18 protein-coding genes are annotated in these 23,842 nt (G+C 71.2%); 10 read left to right on the top strand and 8 right to left on the bottom strand.

Features of this window, described 5'->3' with window-relative positions:
• Positions 1–9 precede the first annotated feature (9 nt).
• On the bottom strand, positions 10–1,575 hold the full coding sequence (locus O1Q96_RS21905; RefSeq protein WP_269249822.1) for a long-chain-fatty-acid--CoA ligase: 1,566 nt from the start codon (positions 1,573–1,575) through the stop codon (positions 10–12).
• 177 nt (positions 1,576–1,752) lie between these two features.
• Here O1Q96_RS21905 and hemA point away from each other — a divergent pair, with 177 nt between their 5' ends.
• Positions 1,753–2,970, top strand: a complete 1,218-nt coding sequence (gene hemA / locus O1Q96_RS21900) for a 5-aminolevulinate synthase (protein ID WP_269249821.1) — start codon at positions 1,753–1,755, stop codon at positions 2,968–2,970.
• Positions 2,971–3,075: 105 nt separating this feature from the next.
• Here the strand turns inward: hemA and O1Q96_RS21895 are convergent, their stop codons facing one another.
• Both O1Q96_RS21895 and O1Q96_RS21890 read right to left on the bottom strand, forming a co-directional pair.
• On the bottom strand, positions 3,076–4,797 hold the full coding sequence (locus O1Q96_RS21895) for an ATP-binding cassette domain-containing protein (RefSeq protein WP_269249820.1): 1,722 nt from the start codon (positions 4,795–4,797) through the stop codon (positions 3,076–3,078).
• Between the two features lie 12 nt (positions 4,798–4,809).
• Complete coding sequence (locus tag O1Q96_RS21890) at positions 4,810–6,537, bottom strand: ABC transporter ATP-binding protein (RefSeq protein ID WP_269249819.1); 1,728 nt, start codon at positions 6,535–6,537, stop codon at positions 4,810–4,812.
• Positions 6,538–6,947: 410 nt separating this feature from the next.
• Here O1Q96_RS21890 and O1Q96_RS21885 point away from each other — a divergent pair, with 410 nt between their 5' ends.
• Genes O1Q96_RS21885 through O1Q96_RS21855 form a run of 7 tightly spaced genes read left to right on the top strand, consistent with a single transcriptional unit; the run spans position 6,948 to position 17,046 of the window.
• Positions 6,948–7,970 (top strand): NAD-dependent epimerase/dehydratase family protein, encoded by a 1,023-nt coding sequence (locus O1Q96_RS21885; protein ID WP_269249818.1) that lies wholly within the window; start codon positions 6,948–6,950, stop codon positions 7,968–7,970.
• A 17-nt stretch (positions 7,971–7,987) separates the two neighbouring features.
• A complete protein-coding gene (gene asnB, locus O1Q96_RS21880) occupies positions 7,988–9,928 on the top strand; it encodes an asparagine synthase (glutamine-hydrolyzing) (RefSeq protein ID WP_269249817.1) in 1,941 nt (646 codons plus the stop codon).
• Complete coding sequence (locus O1Q96_RS21875; RefSeq protein WP_269249816.1) at positions 9,918–11,129, top strand: glycosyltransferase family protein; 1,212 nt, start codon at positions 9,918–9,920, stop codon at positions 11,127–11,129. The genes asnB and O1Q96_RS21875 overlap by 11 nt, the downstream gene beginning before the upstream one ends.
• The gene (locus O1Q96_RS21870) at positions 11,126–12,634 is read left to right on the top strand and encodes an asparagine synthetase B family protein (protein WP_269249815.1); all 1,509 of its coding nucleotides are present in this window, start codon (positions 11,126–11,128) and stop codon (positions 12,632–12,634) included. Before O1Q96_RS21875 ends, O1Q96_RS21870 begins: the two co-directional genes overlap by 4 nt.
• Positions 12,635–12,681: 47 nt before the next feature.
• Positions 12,682–14,199: a B12-binding domain-containing radical SAM protein gene (locus O1Q96_RS21865; RefSeq protein ID WP_269249814.1), complete on the top strand. Its 1,518-nt coding sequence runs from the start codon at positions 12,682–12,684 to the stop codon at positions 14,197–14,199.
• Positions 14,189–15,454 (top strand): glycosyltransferase family protein, encoded by a 1,266-nt coding sequence (locus O1Q96_RS21860; RefSeq protein ID WP_269249813.1) that lies wholly within the window; start codon positions 14,189–14,191, stop codon positions 15,452–15,454. The genes O1Q96_RS21865 and O1Q96_RS21860 overlap by 11 nt, the downstream gene beginning before the upstream one ends.
• Entirely contained in the window at positions 15,454–17,046 is a 1,593-nt protein-coding gene (locus tag O1Q96_RS21855) for a carbamoyltransferase C-terminal domain-containing protein (protein ID WP_269249812.1), read from the top strand. The genes O1Q96_RS21860 and O1Q96_RS21855 overlap by 1 nt, the downstream gene beginning before the upstream one ends.
• 15 nt (positions 17,047–17,061) lie before the next feature.
• On the opposite strand, the gene O1Q96_RS21850 is transcribed toward O1Q96_RS21855, so the two are convergent.
• The 5 genes from O1Q96_RS21850 to O1Q96_RS21830 all read right to left on the bottom strand — a co-directional run bounded on the left by O1Q96_RS21850 (position 17,062) and on the right by O1Q96_RS21830 (position 21,325).
• On the bottom strand, positions 17,062–17,880 hold the full coding sequence (locus tag O1Q96_RS21850; RefSeq protein ID WP_269249811.1) for a Moenomycin biosynthesis protein MoeN5: 819 nt from the start codon (positions 17,878–17,880) through the stop codon (positions 17,062–17,064).
• The gene (locus O1Q96_RS21845; protein ID WP_269249810.1) at positions 17,877–18,692 is read right to left on the bottom strand and encodes a geranylgeranylglyceryl/heptaprenylglyceryl phosphate synthase; all 816 of its coding nucleotides are present in this window, start codon (positions 18,690–18,692) and stop codon (positions 17,877–17,879) included. Before O1Q96_RS21845 ends, O1Q96_RS21850 begins: the two co-directional genes overlap by 4 nt.
• A 43-nt stretch (positions 18,693–18,735) precedes the next feature.
• The gene (locus tag O1Q96_RS21840; RefSeq protein WP_269249809.1) at positions 18,736–19,620 is read right to left on the bottom strand and encodes a prenyltransferase/squalene oxidase repeat-containing protein; all 885 of its coding nucleotides are present in this window, start codon (positions 19,618–19,620) and stop codon (positions 18,736–18,738) included.
• 353 nt (positions 19,621–19,973) lie between these two features.
• Positions 19,974–20,654: an ABC transporter permease gene (locus O1Q96_RS21835; RefSeq protein WP_269249808.1), complete on the bottom strand. Its 681-nt coding sequence runs from the start codon at positions 20,652–20,654 to the stop codon at positions 19,974–19,976.
• Positions 20,651–21,325, bottom strand: a complete 675-nt coding sequence (locus tag O1Q96_RS21830; protein ID WP_269249807.1) for an ABC transporter ATP-binding protein — start codon at positions 21,323–21,325, stop codon at positions 20,651–20,653. Before O1Q96_RS21830 ends, O1Q96_RS21835 begins: the two co-directional genes overlap by 4 nt.
• 459 nt (positions 21,326–21,784) lie before the next feature.
• On the opposite strand from O1Q96_RS21830, the gene O1Q96_RS21825 reads away from it, so the two are divergent.
• On the top strand, positions 21,785–22,939 hold the full coding sequence (locus O1Q96_RS21825) for a glycosyltransferase family 2 protein (protein ID WP_269249806.1): 1,155 nt from the start codon (positions 21,785–21,787) through the stop codon (positions 22,937–22,939).
• 84 nt (positions 22,940–23,023) lie between these two features.
• Complete coding sequence (locus tag O1Q96_RS21820; RefSeq protein ID WP_269249805.1) at positions 23,024–23,842, top strand: glycosyltransferase family 2 protein; 819 nt, start codon at positions 23,024–23,026, stop codon at positions 23,840–23,842.

The raw sequence follows: 23,842 nt of genomic DNA, 5'->3' as shown, positions 1-23,842 counted from the left end.
CGCACACACTCAGGTTGTTTCGCCCGTCGCCGGTCCGATCAGGGCGACGAGTTCCCGTTTGAGGACCTTCCCACTCGGGCCCAGGGGGAGGGTGGCGGCGAACTCCACGCGGCGCGGGTACTTGTAGGAGGCGATGCGCCGACGGCTCCAGGCGATGATGTCCTCCGCGAGGGACGCGTCCGTCGCGGCGCCGGGGCGAGGGACGATCACCGCGCATATCTCCTGGCCGTAGCGGGCGTCCGGGATCCCGATCACTGCGGCCTGGGCAACGGACGGGTGGCGGGACAGGACCTCCTCGACCTCGCGCGGGTACACGTTGTACCCGCCGCGCACGATCATGTCCTTCTTGCGGTCGACAATCGTCAGATAGCCCTCGGCGTCCTTCACTCCGAGGTCGCCCGAACGGAACCAGCCGTCCACGAGCGCGGCTTCGGTGGCCGCGGGGTCGTCGAGGTAGCCGATCATGACGTTGTGGCCGCGGACCACGATCTCGCCGACCTCGCCCGGCGCGAGCAGGACGATCCGGTCCTCCGTACCAGCCCGGGCTATCTCCGCCTCCACGCCCCGGATCGGCTTGCCCACGGTGCCCGGCCGCCGGGGCCACGCCCTCTGGTTGTAGGCGACGCAGGGGGACGTCTCGGTCAGGCCGTAGCCCTCGTAGACGGGGCAGCCGAAGGTCGTCTCGAAGTCCTGGAGCACCCGGACCGGCAGCGCCGAGCCCCCGGAGTACGCCCGGGCGAGCGGCGGACGGCGGCCGTCCCGGGCCGCGGCCTCCAGCAGCGCGATGTACATCGTCGGCACGCCCATGAGAACCGTGCAGCCCTCGCGCACCATCAGGTCGAGCGCCCCGTCCGGTGTGAAGCGGGACATCAGGACGAGGGTCGCGCCGGCGCGGAAGCACGTCCCCATGCCGCAGACCTGGCCGAAGGTGTGGAAGAGGGGCAGGCAGCCCAGGAGGACATCGTCGGTGTGCATGACGAAGGGCGAGAGCATCGTCGTGTCGATGTTCAGGACCAGATTGAGGTGGCTGAGCATGACGCCCTTGGGGCGGCCCGTGGTACCCGAGGTGTAGAGGATCAGCGCGATGTCGTCCGGCGCGCAGGGCACCGGGGCCTCGACCGGCACGGCCCGAGCGGCGAGCTTGTCCAGTGCCGTCCCGCTGCCGTCGTCGTCCGCCTCCACCGTCAGCAGCGGCACGTCCGCGCGCGTCGCCGCCCGCTCCCCCTCCCCGAGGAGGGACCCCGCGCACAGCACGGCCCGGGCCCCCGAGTGCCGGAGGATGTACGCGATCTCCTCCGCCTTCAGCAGCGCGTTCACCGGTACGACGGTCGCGCCGAGAGCGAGGACACCGAAGTACGCCGCCGGGAAGGCCGGTGTGTTGGGCAGCAGCAGCGCGACCCGGGCACCGGGGCCGATACCTCGGTCGCGCAGCGCCGCCGCGTACCGGCGCGCGGTCAGCCAGAGGTCGCCGTACGAGATGCGCTGATGGCCGGCCACCAGCGCCGTGTGGTCGGGGCAGCGCGTCGCGGAGTCCGCAAGCACATCCGCCGCTGAGAGCGTGGCACCTCCCCTCATCGGCTCGGTCCGCGCATTCCGGCACGGCCGGAAAAAGCCTTGTGAATCAGCGAGATGGAGATTTCACATTCGGTCATCGATACTCCGCTTTCGTGCGAAGGCACACTGTGCAGGGACCGCAAGGCATCCTACGATGAGGCGCCCCGGAGGGAAAGCGACAGAGAGCGAGTATGAGACATGTCCGAGTACATGGATTTCTTCGCGCGCCTTGGGCAGGAGACATCCGAGCGGAAAAGGGAGTTTCTGGAGCTCGGCCGTATCGCGGGCCGCTTCCCGGTGGCCGATACGGCACACCATGGCGAGATCTCGATCTGGTGCAGCAACGACTACTTAGGTATGGGCCAGCACCCGGACGTTCTGGCGGCGATGAAGCGCGCCGTCGACGAATGCGGGGCCGGCTCCGGCGGTTCGCGCAACATAGGCGGGACGAACCACTATCACGTCGCATTGGAGGCGGAACTTGCCGCGCTGCATGGAAAGGAGGACGCGGTGTTGTTCACCTCCGGGTATTCGGCCAACGAGGGCGCGCTCTCCGTGCTCGCCGGCCGCATCGATGACTGTGCCGTGTTCTCCGACCAGTTGAACCACGCGTCCATCATCGACGGTTTGCGGCACAGCGGCGCCGAAAAGCTCATCTACCGGCACAACGACTGCGCGCATCTCGAGAAACTGCTGTCCGGTGTGGATCCGCAGCGGCCCAAACTCGTCGTGACGGAGTCCGTGCACTCGATGCGCGGTGACATCGCGCCACTCGCGGAGATCGCCGACATCGCCAAGCGGTACGGGGCGGTGACGTTCGTGGACGAGGTGCACGCCGTCGGCATGTACGGTCCCGAGGGCGCCGGCATCGCGGCGCAGGAGGGCCTCGCCCCCGCGTTCACCGTGGTCATGGGGACGCTGGCCAAGGGCTTCGGGATGACTGGCGGCTATGTCGCCGGGCCCCTCGTCCTGATGGACGCGGTCCGTACCTTCGCCCGCTCGTTCATCTTCACCACGGCACTGCCGCCCGCGGTGGCGGCCGGCGCGCTCGCCGCCGTACGGCATCTGCGCGGCTCCACGCGGGAACGCGAGCGGCTCACGGCCAACGCCGCCCTGATGCACGGCCTGTTGCGGGACAGGGGCATTCCCTTCCTGTCCGATCAGACCCACATCGTATCGGTCCTCGTCGGCGAGGACCGCCTCTGCAAGACGATGTCGGCGCTGCTGCTGGAGCGGCACGGCGCCTATGTTCAGGCCATCAACGCGCCGAGCGTGCCGACGGGCGAGGAGATCCTCCGGGTCGCCCCCTCCGCCGTTCACGAGGCGGTCGACGTCCGCCGGTTCGTCGACTGGCTGGACGGGATCTGGACCGAACTCGGCGCGTCGCGCGGAGACACCCCGGTGGCCGCACCGTAGGCGTGCCGGGCCCCGCGACGCTTGTGTGATCCGCCGGACCGGACCAGGTGTGTGGTCCGGAGACGTCGGTGAGTTGTCCGGAGACGTCGTCGACGGTCGACACGCCTAGTCCGCCTGCGAAGACATGCGGCGCATCTCCGCGGACTCGGCCAGCACCTCCTCCCAGGTCCCCGCCGCGTCCACGCGCCCGTCCTTCAGGACCACCACCCGGGCCGCCGCGCGCAGCAGCGCGGGCCGGTGCGACACCGCGAGGACGGTGACCGAGCCGTCCAGCAGCCGGCTCCACAGGAGTTGCTCGGTCGCGGGGTCCAGGGCGCTGGACACGTCGTCCAGGACCAGGAGTTCGGGGCGTCGGGCCAGCATCCGGGCGATCGCCGTCCGCTGGAGCTGGCCGCCGGACAGCCTGAGGCCCCGCGGGCCCACGACGGTGTCGGCACCGTCCTGCATGGCCGCCACGTCGGGCGCCAGGACCGCGGTGTGCGCGACGTCCTCGAAGATCCTCCCGTCGTCGCCAAGGCCCAGCAGGACGTTGTCGCGCAGCGATCCGCTGAACAGGCGCGGGTCCTGGGGGGTGTAGCCGCAGCGCGGAGGCACCAGGAAGTTCGCGGGATCGGCGATCGGTTCCCCGTTCCACAGCACGGTGCCGCGCTCGTGCGGCAGCAGTCCCAGGACGGCCCGTATGAGCGTCGACTTGCCCGAACCGACGCCGCCGGTGACCACGGTGACGGAGTGGCGTACGACGGTCAGGTCGACGTCCTCGATACCGCGCTCCGAGCCGGGGTGCCGTGCGGTCAGCCCGCGGACGGTCAACTCCCTTAGCTCGGGCGCCCGTTCAGGCACAGGCGCCGGTTCCTCAGCCGGCGTCCGGGGTCCTCTCCCGAGGAAGTCCGCGATCCGGCCGAGCGCCACCGAGACCCTCTGCAGTCGCACCGAGAGGATCCCGATCGAGGCCAGCGCCTCGGCGAGGATCTGCAGATAGAAGGTGAACAGCGCCAGGTCCCCGACGCTGAACGTCCCGTTGTGTGCCCGCCCCGCCGTCAGCAGCAGTACGACGCCGATTCCGAGGGGTGCCGCGTTACCGATCACGGTCCGCTGCACGCCCGCGAACAGTTCCTCGCGCACCGCCGCCTTCGCCCGGGCGGCGTTCAACCGGTCGATGTGCGCCGCCACATGGTCCTCGGCGGCGGCCGCCTGCACCGCCTTCACTGCCCCGACCGCTTCCCGCAGGGCGCCCGCGACCTCGGCCGACGCGCTACGGGTGGCGCGCCGGTAGCGGAGGAAGCGGCCGTGGACCGCCGCCGTGACCACCGCGACCAGGACCAGCAGTGCCAGCAGCGCGCTCGTGACCACCGCGTCGATCCGCATCATGACGGTGACGGAGGCGAAGACGAACAGCCAGTGCGCGAGGTTGGTGGGCGCCCAGGCCACGAAGAAGCCTGTCTCGTCGACGTCCTCGCCCACCACCCGCAGCCCCTCCCCCGGGGTGGTACGGGCCGCGGCTCCCCGTCCGCGCAGGGCGGAGCCCAGCAGTTCCCGCCGCAGCCGGGCCGTCGTACCGTACTGGACCCGTGGCTCCAGCCGGTTGATCATCACGCCGAACTGCAGGCACAGCCGTGCCCCCTCGATCGCGGCCACCCAGGCGATGAGCAGCCAGACCCCGCCGCCGGCGCCGATCTGGTCGAACAGCCGCTGGAACAGCAGCCCCACCGCCAGCGTCCCGGCCCTCAACAGCACCCACAGCCCGGTCAGCGACCAGTAAGCGCCCGCCGAACCGCGCAGCACGGCCCCGAGCCGCCGGAACGTGCCCCGTGCGTCGATGTCGGCCACCCTCCCGCCCCGTCAGCCGGCGCGTAGCAGTTCGTGGAAGCGCGAGGTCGGGTCGGCGGCGAGCACGGTCTGCTCCCCGTGCTCGACCACCGTCCCCGCGTCGAGGACGAGAATGCGGTCCACGTGGCGCAGCGCGTGCGGCCGGTGCTGGACAACGACGGCGGTCCGCCCTTCAAGCAGCCGCTCCATCGCGGGCATGAGCAGCCGCTCGGTGTGCGGGTCCAGCCGGGCCGTCGGCTCGTCCATCAGGACCACGGCCGGGTCCCGCAGGAACACCCGGGCCAGCGCGAGAAGTTGCTCCTCCCCCGCGGACATCCCTCGCGCTCCTGTGCCCAGCACGGTGTCCAGACCGTCGGGCAGTTCGCGCCACCAGTCGGTGAGCCCGGCCAAGTCCAGCGCGGCGCACACCCGGCGATCGTCGACGCGGTGGTCGAAGAAGGTGAGGTTGTCGCGGAGCGTGGCGTGGAAGACCTGCACCTCCTGGGTGACCAGGGCGACCCTGCTGCGCAGTGCCCGGGTGTCGAGTCCGGCCACGTCCTGGCCGCCGACGCTGACGCCGCCGCTCACAGGGTGGTGCAGTCCGAACAGCAGCCGTACGACGGTCGATTTGCCGCTTCCGGTACGGCCGACGATGCCGAGCCGTTCCCCGGGCCGCAGCCGGAAGGAGACGTCACGCAGCACCGGTTCACCGGGGTCGTACCAGAAGGACACGCGGTCGAGTCGGGCGCCCAGGGGGCCCGCGGGCAGGTGGCGGGAGCGGGTGCGCCCGACGTCGTCCTCCTGGCGCAGCAGTTCCTGGAGGCGCTGCACGCTGACCGCGGCCCCTTCCAGGTCGTGGAAGCGGGTGGTGACGGCCAGCAGCGGGCGGCGCAGCAGCATGGCGTACGACAGACAGGCGAAGGCCGTGCCGGTGGAGAGCTGTCCGCGGCCGTGCAGCCACACGCTGACGGCCAGGGCGAGGACCACGCTGGCGGTGGACAGTCCCTGGACCGTGGCGGGCCAGCGCACGGAGACCCGCGCCGCGCGGCGCGCCTTCCGGTACAGGTCGGCCTGCCGGGTTTCCAGGGCCCGCAGGGTGTGGGCGGAGGCTCCGTTGGTTCTCAGGTCCTCGGCGCCTGCGAGGCGTTCCTCCAGGAAGCCCAGGAGTTCCGCGGACGCGGTCTGCCGGGCGGCGACGAAGGGCATGGCCTTCCCCACAAGTCGGCGCAGTAGCAGGAGGGTTCCCAGGGCGAACGGCGCGAAGACCAGGGCCAGTCGCCAGTCGAGCTGGAAGAGTGCGCCGAGGATTCCGACGACCAGCAGCATCTGGGCGAGAACTTCCAGGACCAGCGCGGACATCACCGCGGCGAGTCTGGTGACGTCGCCGTCGACGCGATCGACGAGTTCGCCGGGCGGGTACCGCTGGTAGAAGCGGGAGGGCCGGCGCAGACAGTGGGTCACCAGGTCGGCGCGCAGCCGGTTGGTGGTGCGCCAGGCGAGCCGCGCGGCCACGGCGTCGCAGCCGATGGTCACCACGAGCAGCCCGAGGGCCGCCGCCAGGTACCAGGCGGCGACCGCGAGCAGCAGGTCGGAGGGGCTCCGGGACAGCGTGTGGTCGATGAACCGGCGCAGCATCTGGGGTGCCACCAGCTGGAGCCCGATGCCCAGCGGGACGAGCACCGCGAGGAGGAGGACGGACGGCCGTTCCCCGCGCAGATAGCGGAACAGTACGGAGAGCTGCCGTAACGGACTGCCTGCCAACGCGTTCCTCTCCGAGTGCCGGGCGGCGGAAGGCCTCAGCATAAAGTCCGTTCCCGGGCGTTGGGAATGACGCGCACATCGGTGAACTCGCCATAGGGCGTCGCTGCGCCGGGGCCGGGAATGAGCCGCCCACATGCGGAATGTGATCCGCCGCTTAATGTCGGTTAACGCCGTCCTGGACGCCGTTGCCGCCGATTCATCTCGCTGTTAGACTCCACGGGTCTTCTGGGCAATTCGCCTTGCACGCCGTCGTGCGTACTACCCATTCTCGGCCATGTTCTGCCGGCACCCGCGTACGTCCGGGTCGGCCGAGTTCGCGCACCCGCAATTGGACCGACGTCCGGAGACAGCACCAGCACGGAGCACCGCCTTGAACGACCGGATGTCAACGGAACCAAGGGGGATTCTCAATGTCGGCTGACGTGCACAACGGGGTCGAATCCGCGGGAAAAGCAGTGGTCACCGGTGCCGCGGGTTTCATCGGATCCCATCTCGTCGAGGCATTGCGGCGCAGCGGCACAAACGTGGTGGGCATCGACCGGAAATCCAGTTGGGCCACCGGTGAAATCCCGCCGTCCGCCGAGCTGGGATCCCTCCACGCGATCCGTGCCGACCTCGTCTCCGCGGATCTGTCGGCCTGTCTGGAAAATGCCGCCACGGTCTTCCACTTAGCTGCATTGCCGGGTGTGCGCCCGTCCTGGACACAATTCCCGGAGTATCTCCACTGCAACGTATTGGCCACCCAACGCCTCATGGACGCCTGTGTCCGGGCCAACGTGCCTCGCGTGGTCATGGCCTCGTCCTCAAGCGTGTACGGCGGCGCGGAGGGCACCATGAGCGAGGACGACCTCCCTCGCCCGCTGTCCCCCTACGGGGTCACCAAACTCGCCGCGGAACGGCTCGCCCTCGCCTTCGCGGCCCGCCGCGACGCCGACCTGTCGGTGAGCGCCCTGCGGTTCTTCACCGTCTACGGCCCCGGCCAGCGCCCGGACATGTTCATCGGTCGGGTCATCCGCGCCACCCTGGAGAGCAAACCGATCGAGGTCTACGGCGACGGCACCCAGATCCGCGACTTCGTCCACGTGTCGGACATCGTGCGCGCGCTGATGCTCGCCGCGACGACAGCCGACAAGGGCAGCAACGTCCTGAACATTGGCACGGGACGTGTCGCGTCGATGAACGAAGTCCTGGCCCTGACCGGCGAGTTGACGGGCAGGACGCCCGAGGCGCGGTACGGTCCGGCGCGCATCGGCGACGTACGGGCCACGACGGCCGACGTCGGGCGGGCGCGGCACCGCCTCGGCTTCACCGCACGGACGGATCTGCGCGCCGGGCTGGCCACCCAGATCGAGTGGGTCAGGCAGTCGCTCGCCCGGACCCCGCCGCACGAAACCGCCTCGTCCGCCCAGATGGCCCCCACCCACCGGTCGTAGGCGGCATGTGCGGCTTCGTGGGATTCAGCGACCTCAGCGGTGGCCAGGAGGCCGCCCGCGCCACGGCGGACCGGATGCTGGCCGCGGTGGCCCACCGCGGCCCCGACGGCAGCAACTGGTGCCACCACCGGGGCGTGACCTTCGCGCACTGTGCCCTGACCTTCGTCGACCCCGTCCGGGGCCGGCAGCCGTTCGTCTCCGCGAGCGGTGCCACCGCGCTCGTCCTCAACGGGGAGATCTACAACCACGAGGAGCTCCGCCGCGAACTGCGGGCCGCAGGGGTCCGGTTGCGCACGGCCGGCGACACCGAGGTGCTCGTGGAGCTGTACGAGCGGCAGGGCATGAAGGTACTGGAGCGGGTGCGCGGCATGTACGCCTTCGTGCTGCACGATGCGCGCACCGCGACGACCGTGCTGGCCCGCGACCCGATGGGCAAGAAGCCGCTCTACTACACGCCTGTCCCCGGCGGGATCGCCTTCGCCTCCGAGCTCACCGCGCTGCTGCGCCATCCCGACGCGCCGTGCACCCCGGACATCCGGGCCCTCGCCGGCTATCTGACGCTCCAGGCGTTCTGCGCGCCCGGATCGGCAGTGACGGACGTGCACAAGGTCCGCCCCGGCAGCTACCTGGAGCACTCCGGCGGCCGGCTGCGCGAAGTGGAGTTCTGGCGGCCGCGGTTGGCGACGGGCGCTGGGACTCCGGGCGGGCGGGAGGCCGCCGCACGCTTCGAGGAGCTGTTCCGGGCCGCGGTCGCCCGCCGGGTCATGAGCACGGAGAGCCGGCTCGGGGTGCTGCTGAGCGGGGGCCTCGACTCCAGCGCGGTGGCCGCCGTCGCCCAGCAACTCTCCCCGCAGCGACCGGTGTTGACCTTCAGCGCGGGATTCGAGCAGCCCGACTTCGACGAGAGCGCCCACGCCCGCTCGGTCGCCCGGCACCTCGGTACCGAGCATCACGTCGTCCGTATCGGCGGACGCGAACTCGCCGACGTGGTGGAGTCGGAGTACGCCCGGGCCGACGAACCCCTCGCCGACCCCTCCCTGCTGCCCACCCGCATCGTCTGCCGGACGGCTCGGCAGCACGTCCGCGGGGTGCTCACCGGGGACGGCGCCGACGAACTGCTCCTCGGCTACCGGTACTTCCAGGCCGAGCGGGCGATCGAGATCCTGCTGCGGCTGATGCCGGCTCCCCGGCTGGAAGCCCTGGTGCGAACCCTCGTCCGCAAGCTGCCCGCCCGGTCCGGCAATCTGCCCGCCGCCGCGGCCCTCGGCCTGCTGGCGCGCGGGCTGCGCGCGGCACCCGAGCACCGCTTCTACCTGTCCACTGCCCCCTTCGGCCCGGCCGAACTGCCCGGCCTGCTGCGCCCGGACGCCCACGCGGCCCTGGCCGGGCACGACCCCTTCGCCGAGGTGTCCCGGCTCCTGGACGGCCAGCCGGGCCTCACCGGCGTGCAGCGCAGCCAACTCGCCGTCGTCGCCCACTTCCTGCGCGACGTGATCCTCACCAAGACCGACCGCGGCGGTATGCGCAGCGCCCTCGAACTGCGCTCCCCCTTCCTCGACCTGGACCTCGTCGAGTACGGCAACGCACTGCCCACCGCGCTGAAACTGCGCCGCTTCACCGGCAAGTACCTGTTGCGCCGGGTCGCTGCCGACTGGCTGCCGACGGACATCGTGCGGCGCACCAAGCTCGGCTTCCGCGCCCCGCTGGCCGCCCTGCTGCGGAATGAGTTGCGCCCCCTGCTCCTTGACACCCTCTCCGCATCCGCGCTGGACCGCGGGGGGCTGTTCGACGCCCGTGCCGTGCGGCTGCTGACCGACGACCACCTCAGTGGCCGCCGCGACACCTCGCGCAAGTTGTGGGCACTCCTGACCTACCAGCTCTGGTACCAGGCACTGCCCACGCACACCCCGTCCCCTGCATGCCTCGACCTCACCGAGGAGCCCCACCGTGCGCCCTGACCGTCCGCACATACAGGTGCTGTCGCCCCGGACCTGGGGGGAGTTCGGCAACTACCTCGCCGCCACCCGGTTCTCCCGGGTGCTGCGCGGCGCCGTCGACGCGGAAGTGACCCTGCTGGAAGCAGAACCGATACTCCCCTGGCTCGGCGAGGCCGGTGCCGAGATCCGCACGATCTCGCTGGAAAGCCCGGACGCGACCGTCCGCACCCAGCGCTACATGGCCCTGATGGCCCGTCTCCAGGAACGTTTCCCCTCCGGTTTCGAGACCGACCCCACCTCGCAGCAGATCACCGAACTGGCGCCGCTCACCAAGCACTTGCGCTCCACCGCGCCGGACGTGGTGGTCGGCACGAAGGGCTTCGTGGCACGGCTGTGCGTGGCCGCCGTACGGCTGGCGGGACTGCACACCCGGGTGGTCAGCCATGTCACCAACCCGGGGCTCCTCCAGCTGCCGCTGCACCGAAGTCCGCATCCCGACCTGACGCTGGTGGGTTTCTCCTGGGCGAAGGACCACCTCCTCGCGCAGACGGGCGGCGATCCGGACCGGGTGCAGGTGGTGGGACCGCTGGTCGCCCAGCACGATCTGCGCGACTTCATGACCAGCGAGTCCGCCGCTCCAGCGGCCGGCCCCTGGGGCGGGGACGCCGACTCCGGCCGCCCCCGGCTGATCGTCTTCTGCAACCGCGGCGGAGATGTCTACCTGGAGCTGGTGCACCACATCGCCGCACACCATCCGGACACCGACCTGGTGTTCGTCGGCTACGACGATCCCGATCTCGCCCGCCGCGCCGCCGCCGGCGCCCGGCGGCTCACGCACTGGCGGTTCCACAGCCGGCTCACCCAGGCCGAGTACTTCGACTACATCGACCGCGCGTCCAGGTCGCCGTACGGGCTGCTCGTCTCGAAGGCGGGCCCCAACACCACGCTCGAGGCGGCCTACTTCGGGATTCCGGTGCTCATGCTGGAGTCGGGGCTACCGATGGAGCGATGGGTGCCGGGGCTGATCCACGAGAACCATCTCGGCCGGGCCTGTGCCGCGCCCGACGAACTGTTCCACACCGTCGACGACTGGCTGACCCACCCGTCGGCGATCGAGGAGCACAAGAAGGCCGCGATCGGCTTCGCCGAGTCCGTGCTCGACCAGGAGGCGGTGGCCCGCCGGATCGGGGCCGCCGTACGGCCCCTGCTGGACGACCGGTGAAACCCTGCATCCGGCTCGTCGCCACGCCCGACGGGGTCCGGGCCGAGGGCGACAAGGAGGCACGGCTCGGACACGCCCTCGGCGGGGATCCCCTGGCCGAGGGGCCGCCGCCCGAGGGCGTCTTCGCCGCCTGGGAGTGGGACGGCGAACGCCTCCTCGTCCGCAACGACCGGTACGGCATGCACCCGCTGTACTACCGCGCCGACCCCGGCTCCCTGACGCTCTCCCCCGATCCTCTTGCCCTGCTCCTGTCCGGCGAGAGCGCCGAACTCGACGACGACGCACTGGCCGTCTTCATCCGGCTGGGCTTCTTCCTCGGTGAGGACACCGCCTTCGCCGCGATCCGCGCGCTGCCCCCCGCCGCCACGCTGACCTGGACGCCCGACGGGCCCGGCATCCGTTCGCCCGCGCTCCCCGTGCCGGGTCCCGCGGCCCTCACCCGGGCCGATGCCGTGGACGGCTTCGTCGAGTTGTTCCGCGCCGCCGTGGCCCGTCGGCTGCCCGCGGAGCCGCACGTCCTTCCGCTGAGCGGTGGCCGGGACTCCCGGCACATCCTGCTGGAGCTCTGCCGTCAGGGCGCCCCGCCGCGGCTGTGCGTCAGCGGCGCCAAGTTCCCGCCCGACCCGGGTGCCGACGCCCGCGTCGCCGCCCACCTCGCCGGACGCCTCGGCCTGCCGCACCACACCGTCGCCCGGCCGCGCTCGCAGTTCCGCGCGGAACGCACCGCCAACCCGGCACAGGGCATGGGCACCCTGGACGGCGCCTGGGCCCTGTCCCTGCTGGCCTTCCTGCGCCGCCACAGCGGGCTCTGGTACGACGGGATCGGCGGTGGCGAGCTCGCGCAGAACCCCAGCATCGCGCTGATCAGGAAGAACCCGTACGACGTGACGGACCTGCCGGGGCTCGCGGACCGGCTGCTGGCCGCCGGCCGCACCGGAGCACACGTCGAGCACCTCCTGGGCCCCCGGACCCACATCCTGTGGAGCCGGGAAAGGGCCCGCGCCCGGCTCGTGCGAGAACTGGCCCGGCACGCCGACGCCGCCTTCCCGCTCGGCTCGTTCTTCTTCTGGAACCGGACCCGGCGGTCCATCGCCCTCGCCCCCTTCACGCTGGGCGACGACCACGCGGTGATCCACACCCCCTACCTCGACCACGCGCTCGTCGACCACCTCGCCTCGGTGCCGCACCACTTCCTGATCGACGGCACCTTCCACGACCAGGCGCTGCACAAGGCGTTCCCGGAACACGCCGGCCTGGGCTTCGCCTCGGCCGTTCCGCAGCGCCACGGGCTGGTCCTGGTCGGACACCGGCTGGCGTACCTCACCCGGCTGCTCGGCCACACCCTGCACAGCGAACGGGACTGGTGGTCCAGCCGCGACCGGATCCTGCAACAGCTGCTGGCCGCGGGCCGCGGCCCGGGGGCGCCGCAGCGTGTCAGCCGACTCCAGCCGCTGGCCCTCTACCTGCTCCAGCTGGAGTCCCTCGCGGCCGGGAGAACCGCCTGAGTCCGGACGTCAACACCGCCCGAACGACCCCAGAAGGAGGGGACATCATGCGGAAGACACTGCCCGTCATCAGTACCGGTGCGGCGGCGGGGACCGCGTCGGGCGGCTGCTCGACGGCCGTCACCAACGCACCGGCCCGCCCGGAACTGCCGCGCTGGCGCAAGCGCAACCTGCGGATCGCGCTGGTCCGCCACCACGACCTGTGCCTCAACACCCGTCAGATCACCCAGATCCAGAAGCGGGCCGGCGTCCTGCCGCACCTCGGACTGGGCTACATTCACACCGCGCTGAAGTCGGCCGGCTTCCACAACGTCATCCAGGTCGACACCCCCGCCCTGGGCCTGGACAGCGAGGGACTGCGCAAACTGCTCGCCGACTTCGAACCGGACCTGGTCGGCGTCAGCACCACCACGCCCGGCCTGCCCGGCGCCGTCGAGGCCTGCCAGGCGGCCAAGAGCACCGGCGCCAAGGTCATCCTCGGCGGCCCGCACAGTGAGGTCTACTCGCACGAGAACCTCTTCCACGACTGCATCGACTACGTCGGCGTCGGCGAAGGCATCACGATCATGCCGGAGCTGGCCGAAGCCATGGAGCAGGGCGACAAACCGGAGGGCATCCGCGGCCTGGTGACCCGCGAACACGACGGCGGCGCCGCGCCCATGGTGAACCTGGAGGAGGTCGGCTGGCCCTCCCGCGACGGCCTGCCGATGAACAGCTACTACTCGATCATGGCTCCCCGGCCGTTCGCGACGATGATCTCCAGCCGGGGCTGCCCCTTCAAGTGCAGCTTCTGCTTCAAGCAGGCAGTCGACAAGAAGTCGATGTACCGCTCCCCCGAGGATGTCGTCGGGGAGATGACGGAGCTGAAGGACCGGTGGGGGGTGAAGGAGATCATGTTCTACGACGACGTGTTCACCCTGCACCGCGGCCGGGTCCGGGAGATCTGCGCGCTGATCGGCGAACAGGGTCTGAAGGTGCGCTGGGAGGCGCCGACCCGCGTGGACCTGGTGCCGGAACCGCTGCTGGAGGCGATGGCCGGGGCGGGCTGCGTACGACTGCGGTTCGGCATTGAGCACGGCGATTCGGAGATCCTCAAGCGGATGCGCAAGGAGAGCGACATCGAGAAGATCGAACGGGCCGTCACCTCCGCGCACGAGGCGGGCATCAAGGGCTTCGGCTACTTCATCGTCGGCTGGCTCGGCGAGACCCGGGAGCAGTTCCGCGCCACCATCGACCTCGCCTGCCGCATCCCGCTGGACTACGCGAGCTTCTACACCGCGACCCCGCTGCCAGGCACTCCGCTGCACACCGAGTCCGTGGCCGCGGGGCAGATACCCGCCGACTACTGGGACCGGTTCGTGCAGGGCGAGTTCGACGCGCGGATCGGCTATCTGGTGCCCGACGCCCAGCGCCGCGCCCAGGCCGCCTACCGCGCGTTCTTCCTGCGCCGCTCCATGGCGAAGCCGCTGCTGTCCCACATGGCCTCGACCGGCCAGTGGCGCAACACCCTGGACGGTCTGCGCAGCCTGGCCCGGTCGACCTCCAACACCGACCGTGACTTCTGAGACCGCCCGCCCGGCCGCGTCCGTGCGACCGGGCCCTCCCGTCCGCCTCAACGCGCCGCTGCCGGCCCTCGGCCGGCAGCGGCGCGGCGAACCGTTCCTGACCCACCACGTCCGCAAGACCATGGCGCGCGGCTTCCGCCCGCCGCCGTCCTGGTCGGTACCCGTGCGGTACGTCCTGCCCGACGGGCCGTCGGGCGGATCGCCCCTGCTCTCCCGTGCCCGGGCCGCCGCCGACGCCCTGGCCACCGGCTCCCCCGCCCTCGCCCTGATCGCCCCGACCTACGTGTCCCGCGGCACCCTCGCCGAGCATACGGAGCGCCTCGACGCCCTGCTGGACCGCGTCGCCGAGCTGGCCGAGGACCAGCCGGACGCCCCCACTGTCCTGTTCGTGGGCATGCAGTGGTCCTCGGCCGAGGAGGAGGACGAGTCCGTACGGCGGCTGCGGGCGCTGCTGCTCCGGGCCCGCACCCGGCTGCCACAGCTGCCCGTGTGCGGCCTCTCCCTGCCCGGCCCCGGCAAGCCCCGCACGCTCAACGCCGCGATCGAGGTGGCCGAACTGCTCGGCTGCGCGGGCGTCGGCTGGGTCGACGACGACGTGACCCTCGACCCGGGCTGTCTGTCGCGGCTGTGGCGGGACTTCCTGGCGGCCGGCTGCCGGGGCGCGGTGGGCGCCACCAAGATCCCGCACACCAAGGAGTTCGCCACCTCCCGCCTGCTGGCCCGCGCCAAGGCGATCGCGGCGCCCGCGACCAACTACCCGCACGGCTGCTGCATCCTGGTGGCCACGGACGTCCTGTCCGGCGGCATGCCCGGCCGTTACGTCTCGGACGACGGATACGTCTGCTTCCGGCTCCTCGATCCCGCCCTGCCGGATCCACTCGCCCAGCTGCGCCTCGTACCGGACGCACGCTGCCACTACTACGTCGCCGGTCCCGCGGGCGAGACCCGCCGCAGGATCCGCAGGCTCCTCCTCAGCCACCTCGTCGACCTCGCCGACTGGCCCCTGCCCGTGGTCCGGCACTACTTCCGCGACATCCTGTTCGCCGGGCTGTGGCCGCTGACCGGATTCGACGGCGCCGACGGACGGCGGCGCGGCATCCAGAAGGCGATGATCAAGTGGCTCTACTTCGCCTGGTTCGCGGGGGTGGGGACGGAGCTGTACCTGCGCGGGCTGACCGGCCGGCCACTGCGCGCCGTCGAGTGGGCCGCATATTCGGCCGTCCACACCCTCACACCCGCTGACCAGGAGCGCTGATGAAGGTACTGTCTCTCCATTCCGCCGGTCACGACACCGGCGTCGGCTACTTCGAGGACGGGCGGCTGGTCTTCGCCATCGAGACCGAACGGCTCACCCGCGTCAAGCACGACCACCGTTCAGACATCGCGCTGCAGCACGTGCTGTCCCAGGAGTGCGTGGACACCGACGGGATCGACCTGGTGGCGGTCAGCACCCCGGTCCGCAGCGCCCTGCTGCAGATTCCGGACCTGGACCACGCGATGGAACGGATCAACGCCGGCGCGCCGCACCACCGGACCACCTGCGACCTGCTCGGCCGGCGTGTGGACTGCGTGGTCGTCACGCACGAGGTCTCGCACGCCGCGCTCGCCGCCCACTACGCGGGGCACGAGGACGGCACCCTCGTGCTGGTCAACGAGGGCCGCGGACAGCTCACCCGCAGCTCCCTGTTCCGGGTCGAGGAGGACCGCCTGGAGTGGATCGCGAAGGACCCGCTGCCCTGGTACGGCAACGGCTTCGGCTGGACCGCGATCGGCCACCTCCTGGGCTTCGGCAAGAGCCCCAGCGTCGCAGGCAAGGTGATGGCGCTCGGCGGCTACGGGCAGCCGGACGCCCGCATACGCGAGCAGTTGCAGGCGGTGGATCCCCGGGTGATGCACGATCTGGAACTGGCTGAGCGGGTACGCGCCGAACTCGCCGAACGCCCCGAGTTCCACCCCGAGTTCGAGACAGCGGCACACGTCGTCGCCACCTTCCAGCAACTGTTCACCGAAGCCGTGCACGCCGTGCTCGATCGACACGTCACCCGCACCGCCACGGGGGTGGGGCCCATCGCCCTCGGCGGCGGCTGTGCGCTGAACATCGTCGCCAACTCGGAGCTGCGCGCGGCCTTCGGCCGCGATATCGCCGTCCCGCCGGCCTGCGGCGACGCGGGGCACCTGGCGGGCGCCGGCATCTACGCCCTCACCTACGTGCTGGGCCAGCGGCCCGAACCGCTCAGCGTGTACGGCAACGGCACCGGCGAGCCCCGCACCGACGTCCTGGCCACCCTGGACACGTCAGGGCTGAAGGCCGTTCCGTACGACGCCCACGCGGTCGCCCGGCTGCTCGCGGACGGCGGTGTCGTGGCCCTGACGGAGGGGGCGGCCGAGCTCGGGCCGCGGGCGCTCGGGCATCGCTCGCTGCTGGGCAACCCGGCCGCGTCCGGGATGCGCAAGCGGCTGAGCGAGAAGCTCAAGCAGCGGGAGTGGTACCGCCCGCTGGGAGCCGTGATGCGCGACGAGCGTTTTGCCGAGCTCTACCCGGCCGACCGGCCGTCGCCGTACATGCTCTTCGAGTACCAGTTGCCGGAAGGCACCGCCCCGGAGGCCCGGCACATCAACGGGACCTGCCGGATCCAGACCCTGGGTGCCGACCAGCCGCGGCTGCACGGGCTGCTCGCCTCCTTCGAGGCGCAGACCGGTGTCCCGGCCCTGATCAACACCTCGCTCAACGGCCCCGGCCGTGCCATCGCACACACCGCCCGGCACGTGCTGGACGACTTCGCGCACAGCGACGTCGACCTGTTCGTCTTCGACGACGTGATGGCCTACCGGAGCGAGCCCCGGTAGGCCATCGGCCGACGGTCAGTGCACGAGGTGCCGCGGCAGCAGCCGGTCCAGTACGTCGTCGGTGTAGAGGCCGACGACGGGGACCAGCCCCGAGGAGGCCGGCTGCTCCCGGACCGCGTCGAGCGCCTGGGCGCGCAATCGCTCCAGCAGTTGCTCGACGTCCCGTGCGGGCACGGCCCCGGTCCGCATCAGATGACCGAGGTTTCCCTCCCGCTCGCCATTGCGGTCGTAGTCCGTCAGGTCGTCGGCGATCGTGATGATCGTGCCGAACGCCTCGGCGAACCGCCGCGCGGGGTCGACGGACCTCTCCTGCCGACCACAGATCGCGGAGAGGGAGCCGTAGCAGCCGAGGAAGGTGGCGCCGTAGGTGCTGGCGTTGGCGCACCACTCGTCGAGGTTCTCCGCGCGGTGGCTCTTGGTGCGTATCTGGCCGGTGCAGACCTTGGTGAAGTCGTGCTCGAGCACGTCGGTCACGGCGCGTGCGTCCGCGGCGAGCGCGCACATCTCGTGCAGCGCCGTCAGGTGCAGGTGCAGGCACAGACAGGCGAGTTCGACGCGGTCGAGCCCGGTGTCATCGTCCATGAGGTCGTCGAGCAGCTTCATGGCCACGATGTCCATGGCCAGCGCCCGGGCCACCGCGGTGCGCCGCCCCGGTTCGGTGACCCACTCGGTGAGGAAGTGCGGCACTCTCAGGTACAGGCGCAACGCCGCGGTATGGGCCACAAGTTCGGGGGAGCCGCCGTTGCGGGCGACGAAGTCGGTGACGTGGTCGCGGTTCGCGGACTCGGTGACCAGCATGGACGCGGTGTAGGCCTCGGGCAGTACCGCGGTCACGGCCGGTCCGCCGTGATCTCGGCGAGCGTCGACCGCCAGTCGACGTGTTCCAGCGCCCCGGCGAAGCCCACGTAGTCGGCGCCCGCCTCCAGGTACGCGGTGACGTGCTCCCGTCGGCGGACGTTGCCGCTGACGAAGAGGATCTGGTCGGGATGGAGCTGACGCCGGAAATGGCTCACCACGTCGACGGGGACCTGGGCGTAGCGGGAGTACAGGTACACCATGTGGAAGCCGAAGCTACGGGTGACCGCTATGTACCGGTCGATCTGTTCGGAGCTCGTGGTGGCCACCGGCACCGTGCCGAGCAGGTCCCCCGTCTTGTGGTCCTCGCCGAAGGTGAGGGCGACGGTGAGCAGGAGTTCGGGCCAGTCCTCGCGGTCGAGCCGGCCGGGCAGGTTGACCAGGGTCTCCAGGTAGCTCTTCCACACGTAGTAGTCGTCGCGTGAGCCGAGCAGCGCGGGCAGGATGACGGCGTCGGCGCCGCGGGCCAGCGGAAAGCCGAAACCTTTCCGCGGCGGGAAGTGCAGCAGCACCGGCAGCGAGCTGGCCTCTTTGATCGCCGCCACGTACGGGTCCATGCGGGACTCGAACGACTCGTAGTCGGTGCTGGCGAGGATGAGGGCGGGACAGCCGAGGTCGTCGAGGATCTTCGCCTTCTCCACGGCCTCGGTCTGAGACACCTTGAACGGGTCGATGATGTGGACGGGCCCCCGCTCGTGGCCCCGCAGCCTCCCGAGGACAGCTCCAGGTCCCAACAGGGGTGGTACGGCCGGGACTTCCGTGCGCTGGACCAACTGCGGTGACGTGTTCACCAGCGTTCCCCCTCGTTGTCCGGTCGTGGCGCGTTGCGCGCCGTCATGCGCGGTCCGCGCGGCTCGGCGCGGCCGTCGCCGAGGACACCGCCGCGGTGCTCGTCCTGGCCAGCGCGGCCACGACGGACGCTGTGGTGTAGAGCGCTTTCGTGTCCAGGACGACGGATCCCAGCGCGGCCTTGCCGCGCCGTCCGCGTTCCCAGTGCTCACGTGCGTCGGGGTCGAACTCCATGGGGCCGGGCACCCGGCACCATGCAGACGGCCGCCAACTGCCGTCCTTCTCCTGGGAGTCGACCAGGTAGGAGACCGCCCGGCGGACGGCGTCACGTCCATCCGGCAGCTCGCCGGCCAGCACGGCACGCACGGCGAAGGCGGTGGCGAAGGCGGAGCCCTCCGGCTCCCACTCGGTACGCACGGCACCGTCCGCACCGATCCTGGCCGCGGCCCAGCGGGCGGCTGCCCGCGCCTCGGGACCGTCCCCGGCCGGGCGGCCGACGGTGAGCGCCTCGGCCGCCAGCGCCGTGGGGTACTCGCGATCCGGCCACCAGTAGGCGGGCCACGACCCGTCCGGTCGCTGGATTTCACGGAGTCTGGCCAACAGCCGCTCGTGAACGGACAGGTGGAGCAGCCCGGCGGCGGCCGAGGTCACACACACGTGACTGGCGTACCAGGCGTCCCAACGGGGGGCCACCCGGTCCAGGAAGGGCGCGGCGATCTGCGGCAGATAGCTGGAGATGCCGCCGTCCTCCTGAAGGTGCGCCGCGACGAAGCGGTAGCCCTCGTCCGCACGGAGGTCGTCCTCGGCTCCCAGCGCCTCGGCCAGCCGCAGTACCCAGGAAGTGATGTCGGCGTCACCGGGAACCTGGGGGCAGTAGCCCCAGCCGTCGGACGGGCCACGGGCCTGTTTCAGCAGCTCCCAGGCGGACACCGCCGCCAATTGCCCGGGGCCGTCGGGCAATTCCGCGAGTGAGGCACCGACAAAGGCAGTGGCCCAGAACTGGCCTGGGCCACGGACTTCGTAGTCGTTCCACCAACCGTCCGCATCACGTGCGGTCCGGAGGAATTCCGTTGCCCTCGAAAGGGCTTGTTCGGCTGATTCGCCGAGGGGTAATCGCTGTGCACCGTTCACGAATCTCTCCTTTCTGGGGAGAGGCGACGAGCCGGGCCACCGTACCGACGCGTGGGCACGCACCGGCAGGACGATTCCCCAACCCTACACGCGTTCGTATCGGCGAGACAGAGTCACTTTCCCCCGGCCCGCCGCACGGACTCGCGGCGGATTCACACGAATTGCATGTGGGTACGCCGCCGCAATCGCACCGACATGACGCCGCCGCTCGCCAGAACCAGCAGCGCGGTCACCACGACGGCATGCGTCGCGCCCGAGACGAGGGAACCGCTGCCGGCGCCGTCGACGGCGTACGTGATGATCTCCCGGGTCGACCAGAAGGGCAGCACCTTGGCGACATCCTTGGCCGGGTCGATCACCATCTGGGCGCCGATGACGGAGATCAGCAGCAGGGTGCCCTCCAGGTCCCGGGGCACGGCGAGGCCGAGCAGCAGCCCGAGCGGGACCGCCACCAGCGTGGTCAACGCCAGTTCCAGGGCGACCGCCTGCGGGTTCGCCACGTCCTGGTCCACGATCACGACCACGGCGTACAGCGCGGAGATCAGCAGCCCGGCGGTGAGGAGGGCGACCATGCGGCCCAGGTACAGATGCCGGGGCCGGAAGCCGGACAGGGTGAGCCGGGACTCGATCTCCCGGCCGCCGACGGCCGAGAAGAGGGCGGCGGTGCTCACCGCGAACCCCACGCCGAGACTGGCGAACCGGATTGCCTGGCCGGGCTGGTCGTGCCGGCCGAGGTAAAACACCAGCGGCACGAGGAGGAGCAGGCTCAGCACTCCGCGCCGGCGCAGCAGTTCGCGCAGTGTCATCTCGGCCATGCGCAGGGTCCGCGTCATCGGCCCGCCTCCTGTTCCCTGGGGCTGAGGTCCAGCACGTGGTCCACCTGGTCGAGCTGGTTGAGCATGTGGGTCACGACGACGATCGCCTTGCCCTGGTCGCGCCAGCCCCAGACGTTCTGCCAGAAGTCCACGTAGGACCCCCGGTCGAAGCCCTGGTAGGGCTCGTCGAGCAGCAGGACGTCCGGGTCGCCGAGGGCGGAGAGGACGACGTTGAGCTTCTGCCGGGTGCCGCCCGACAGGTCCTTGGCCAGGGTGCTGCGGGACACCGACCAGTCGAGCTTGGAGGCGAGTTCGCGCCCTCGGCGGTCGGCGTCCCGGCCGCCCATGCCACGTCCCGTACCGAACAGCGTGAAGTGCTCGCGCGGCGTGAGGAAGCCCATGACGCCGGCGTTCTGCGGGCAGTATCCGAGGCGTCCGGAGATGGTCACCCGGCCCGAGTCCGGGGCGAGCAGCCCGGCGCAGATCTTGAGCATGCTGGACTTGCCGGCTCCGTTGCTGCCCACGATCGCCGCGACCTCGCCCGCGCGCACGACGAGGTCGACGCCGTTCAGGACGCGGCGGCGGCCATAACTCTTCACGATCCCGTGCGCGTGCAGCAGGACGTCCCGCCCGGACGACGGCCCGGACGTCCCGCCCAACTGCTGTTCCGCACGTGCGGAATACCTCATGTGTGACACCTTCTTCCTCCGCCGCCCGCGACGAATGGCGCGGAATGCTGTGCCGTCAGCCTGCCACAGAGCGGCGAGCGGGCCGCACACACCACCGACACACAGGGTGGATCGGAAAAATTCGGCCGACCGTTTTCGGCCGTTTCCCGGATGCCGTCCGAGGGGAACTCCGCGCGACGGCAGCGGAATTCGGCCAGGACACCATCCGATTCCCACACGTCTGCCCGGATGATTCACCGAACCGGCGCAACCAGAACGCGGTCATTTCGGCCATCGCCCCGGAACAGGACGGGCGTCTTGTGATCACTTCAAGGCGCCAGTTAGAGTACGCCCCGTCGAAATCAGTACACTCCGCGCATTGCGCGGCGCGCACGTCGACAGTGAATTCCCCTTCGTCCGCGGATATCTGACGAGGGGCCGGAACGGGTGGTGCACGGGTCGGCCGGCGAAGGGACGCGGATGCTCGGGGGCACCGGAAGCGGGCGCACGTGGTGGCAACGCGCCGTGGCCCGCGGATTCGACCCCCTGCCCCCACCACACGCCCCGGTGACCCTGGTCAGGTCGGGAGAGGTCCAGCAGGACTCGGCGGGCCTGGACACCGGACTGCCCTCCGGTGGACTCGGGGTGCTGCTGCCCACGTACGTGGCGCGCTGCGACCTGGCAGCCCACGAGACCGCGCTCCGTCATCTCCTCGACGCTCTCGCCGACGTACGGGACACCCGTCCCGGACTCCCGCTGACGATCTGGCTGGGCATGCAGTACGGCCCCGGAGAGCAGGCGGAGGCCGTCGACCGGCTGCGCAGGCTGACCAGGGCCTCCGCCGTACCCGTCGTCGGGTTCGCGCTGCCGGGCCGGGGGAAACTCCGGACGGTCAACACGGCGCTCGGGCTGTCCCGGCGGCTCGGCCACACCGGCTGGCTGTGGACCGACGACGACGTCGAGTTCGGCCCCGGCTGTCTCGCCCGGCTCGTCGACCGCTTCCACGAACGCGGCGGCGCCGGCGCGGTCGGCGCCCATCTCGTGGCCCTGCCCCGTGCGTCGGCCGCGTCGCGGACGATGGACCGAATTTCCGGCGTCACCGTGCCGCCGGGCTCCTACCCTGCGGCGGCCTGCATGCTCGTCGCGGCCGACGTCGTCGCCGACGGCATACCGGCCCGCCGGCTCGCCGACGACGGCTACGTGCTCTTCGAACTCCTCGACCCCGACGCGGCCGACCCGCTGCACGACCTCGAAGTACTGCCGGACGCCCGGGGCAGCTTCTACCGGGTCACCCGGACCCACGACACGCTGCGCCGACTGCGTCGCTCCCTCTACAGCCATGTGACCTGCACGGCCGACTACCCGTGGGCGACCGCGCGGACGTACCTCACCGGCACCCTGTTCCACGGCCTGTGGCCGCTCGCCGCATGGGACGGCAGCGGCGGCCCGGTACGGGGACTGAAGCGCTGGACCGTCAAGGCCGTACACCTGGCCTGGTTCTGCTCGGTCGCCGTGAGCCTCGCCATACGTGGCGCGGTGGGCCGCCCGCTGCGGCACGTGCCGTGGGGCGACGACGGCGACTTCATGAGCCCGGCCGCCGGGGGGCGGCCCGCGGCGGCACGCACCGGACGCTGACACGGGACGGCCGCCCGGCACGGCGGCCGTCCGCACGCCGACACAGGCGGCTGCCCGCTGCGGCGGCCCCGGAAGGGAGACGCCGTGCGGACATCGGCACACAAGGAGGCAGCGGTCACCGTCGTCCTGCCTCACTACGACTGCGCGGACTACCTGGGCGTGGCAGCGGCCTCGGTCCTCGCCCAGGACCGGACCGACCTCCACCTGGTCGTGGTCGACGACTGCTCCCCCGACGAGACATGGACGGCCGCACTGCGTCCGCACGCCGACGACCCGCGTCTGACCGTGCTGCGCACCTCCGAGAACGTCGGCCATCTGCGCATCAAGAACAAGGTCCTTGAGCGCGTGGACACCCCGTACATCGCCTTCCAGGACGCCGACGACATCAGCCTGCCGGGTCGGCTGCGCCATCAACTCGCCCTGCTGGAACGGAACAAGGCCGACCTGGTGGGCTGCGCCTACGAGTACATCGACGCCGCGGGCGACAGTACGGGCCGCCGCCGGATGCCCCGCAACGGCAACCTGTGGATGCGCCTGGGCCGTTCGACGGTGGTGCTGCACCCGTCGTCGGTCGTGCGCCGCGAGGTGCTGGAGCGGCTCGGCGGCTTCGACGGCACGGTCCGGCTGGGCGCGGACACCGACTTCCACCTCCGGGCGGCCCGGCTGTACCGGCTGCGCAGTGTGCGCCACGTCCTGTACCGCTACCGGATCTGGCCCCAGTCGCTGACCCAGGCGCCCGAGACGGGCTTCGGGTCGGCGGAACGCCGATCCTACACACGGGCCATGAACGACCAGGAACGCCGCCGCCGCGAGGCGACGACCCGCGCGGAGCTGCTGCCCCTGCTGGTCGCGCCGCCCAACGACATCGACTTCACGCTGGACCCGGTCGCGGTGGGCGGGTGA

The sequence above is a fragment of the Streptomyces aurantiacus genome (assembly GCF_027107535.1).
Lineage (GTDB): Bacteria > Actinomycetota > Actinomycetes > Streptomycetales > Streptomycetaceae > Streptomyces.
This window is presented reverse-complemented; position numbering and strand designations above follow the sequence as displayed.